Source organism: Mycobacterium sp. (assembly GCF_049647605.1).
Classification (GTDB): domain Bacteria; phylum Actinomycetota; class Actinomycetes; order Mycobacteriales; family Mycobacteriaceae; genus Mycobacterium.
Genome location: NZ_JBARXZ010000241.1, coordinates 1 through 2,441 on the forward strand (window position 1 = coordinate 1; position 2,441 = coordinate 2,441).

General features: G+C 67.2%; 2 protein-coding genes and 1 pseudogene. 1 reads left to right on the forward strand and 2 read right to left on the reverse strand.

Annotated elements, in window-relative coordinates:
* Positions 1-499 (forward strand): annotated as a pseudogene (locus WBB07_RS29890) (MobF family relaxase); the annotation flags it as partial.
* A gap of 14 nt (positions 500-513) precedes the next feature.
* Here the strand turns inward: WBB07_RS29890 and WBB07_RS29895 are convergent.
* Positions 514-1,272, reverse strand: a complete 759-nt coding sequence (locus WBB07_RS29895) for a hypothetical protein (protein ID WP_526313477.1) — start codon at positions 1,270-1,272, stop codon at positions 514-516.
* Positions 1,269-2,441 (reverse strand): EspK C-terminal domain-containing protein (locus WBB07_RS29900; RefSeq protein ID WP_526313479.1); only part of this gene is annotated, 1,173 nt, incomplete at its 5' end. The genes WBB07_RS29900 and WBB07_RS29895, both read right to left, overlap by 4 nt.

Genomic DNA, 2,441 nt, shown 5'->3' on the forward strand with positions numbered 1-2,441 from the left:
GCCCTACGTGGTGGCCACCATGGCCGCCGAGCGCTACACGCCCGAACTCACCGAAGCGATCGACGCCGCGGCCGCGGACGCCGGTCGAAACCTGGCCCGCATCAGTGCGACCCCGCAGCCCGGTCACGTCAGCCTCGCCCAGCTCGCCAAAGGCCTCCCCGACCACGCGACCGCCGGAGCCATCGTCGTCGTCGAGGACGCCGCCACCGCCAACCCCGCGCACCTCGCAGCCGTGGCCGCCGCCCTGGTCCCCGCCCACGGCAGGCTTTTGCTCGTCGACAGCGGCGAGCCCGGGAACTCTCGACGACTCCTCGATGGACTCGCGCTGCCGTGGAATGAAAGAACAATCCCTGCAACGGATATCAACGATCCGGTGTTGGCGGCTGCCGCCGACAGTCATCGTGCCGTGGCCGCCCGCAGTTGGCAGATCCGCACCACTCCCCCCACTCGCGGCCGAAGCCTAGACCGGGACCGCGGGCACGGCCTCGGCATCGACTAACGCGGGGCAGATGCTTACTGGTTGACGGCGATACTGGTCGGTTGCCACTTATCTTGTCTGGCACGACATTTCGCCACAGAAACCGGGAAATTAGCTTCGAGTCTGCTGAGCACCGGTTCGCAATGGGAATCGTCGAAACCTGCGCGGGTCAGCTCTTGCATGCAGGAGATCAGAACGCTGGACATACCGGGGCCGGCCAGGGCGGCGAACAGGCCGCCGTAGGTCGCCGCCACCGCATCGGCGTAGGCGTCCCGCACGGTTGCGAACGCCTGGTCGAGGAGTTCTTGCACCGCCACGGCGTACCAGCTCAGCTCGACGGTAGACGTCTGCGCTGAAGCCAAGAACGCTCGCGCATATCCGATTGACTCGCACCAAATTGCTTGATGGGTAACCCGATAACGGCTTTGCGGCTCCAATCCCACCACGAAGACGGCACCGTCGAAGTGCGTTACCGGCGAGCCCAGCACACGCGCCTCAGATCCTGCCGCCGGGGTGTGCATCCGAATATCGGGGCTCGGAGCCATCGAGGTCACCAACTCCGCCATGGCCGCCCCGAGCCGCGCGTGCAGCCCCTCCAGGGCAACGGCATGCGACATCAATGGGTAGTCAACATCGACGTCGTACCCGGTGTGGTCTGAGTCGGAGATGGGAGTGCAAAAAGCGCGGGCCCACTGCGCTGCCCGGGCAACGAGGACCGCCAGGTTGGCATGGCGCGTGCCCAGTTCCACGCCTTGATATTCCGCGTCGATCAGAAAATCGTCATTGGTCGTCATCGTTCGCCCAAGTCTTCCTCGACACCGGTTAGCTCCTTCACGATCACGTCGCGAAGATGGACGTCGCCGGCGGCGGCCGCGGCATAGCACATATCAGGCAGAGGCAGTGGGCGTGTCGCCCAACCGCCGATCAGCTCAGCGGTACGCGCCACCAGCCAGTGCGCCCGGTAGCGCGCCAGCTCCTCGATGGTGTCGCTCGGATCGGATTGGCCGACGAACCCCGGCCGGAAGATCGAAGTAACCGTGTTGAAATCCTTGGCCGCGGCGTCATACTCCGCCCACTGCTGAGGGCTGGGATTGCTGTCCCCGCCCCGCGTCAGCCAGATCGCACGCACAGCGTTCGGGATGCCCCCCTCGACGGCCTGGGCCTGGGTGGTCGCCGAGTTGACTAAGGACGCGCTGACCCGCGAAACGATCCTGTCCTGGAAAATCGGGTCGGTATCCATGACGCGCAGCAGCCGCGGATACACCTCCGGCCACAGTGCCGCCAGACGGTGTACGTGCATCCCGTCCAGGGCCGGGGCGGGGGCCTGGATGCCAGGCTGCAGTAACGGGTTGGTCTGACGTGTGCACGACGGTGGGTGCTCGACCCCAGCATCGCGCAGCGCACTCACTCCGACCGTGGTCGCTGCGGCCACTAGGCGCCAGCCCAGCTCGGCGCGCAGCTGCGCGTACTCGACGAGGACCCGCGCTGGATCTGACCAGCCGAACCACAACTGCCGAAAATGATCGTCCACCAACGGATCTGTAGCCAACACGCGGACCGATCGGGGAACGAACACTCCTGCGGGGATGTAGCTGGCCCCGTCATTGGAGGTGATGACAGTTTCCGTGCCGCTCGGAGAACGGAAGACCCCCACCGCCCACTCAATCGGATAGTTGACCGCCTGGGCCGCGTGCTGGAGCTTCCAGGCCAACTCCTTGGCTGCGGCGGCGTCGGCCGACTCGCGACGCTCGCGGGCCGCCGCCGTCTGCCCGGCGGCCACCACGCTCGCCGGGATCAGCGTCGCGCCGCCCGCGCCCGCACTCGACGGGGCCGGCGAGGGTGCTGGAGCATTACTGGCAGCGCCGACCGTTCCGGCAGGCATGGTCGCCGCGGGCGGAACAGCCCCCGCGGGCGGTCCCATCGAGCCGGGCGGAAGCATCATCGGAGCACCCCCGCCGGTACC

Coding starts and splice junctions, on each gene's coding strand:
- WBB07_RS29895 (WP_526313477.1), bottom strand. CDS start 1,272: ATGACGACCAATGACGATTTTCTGATCGACGCGGAATATCAAGGCGTG.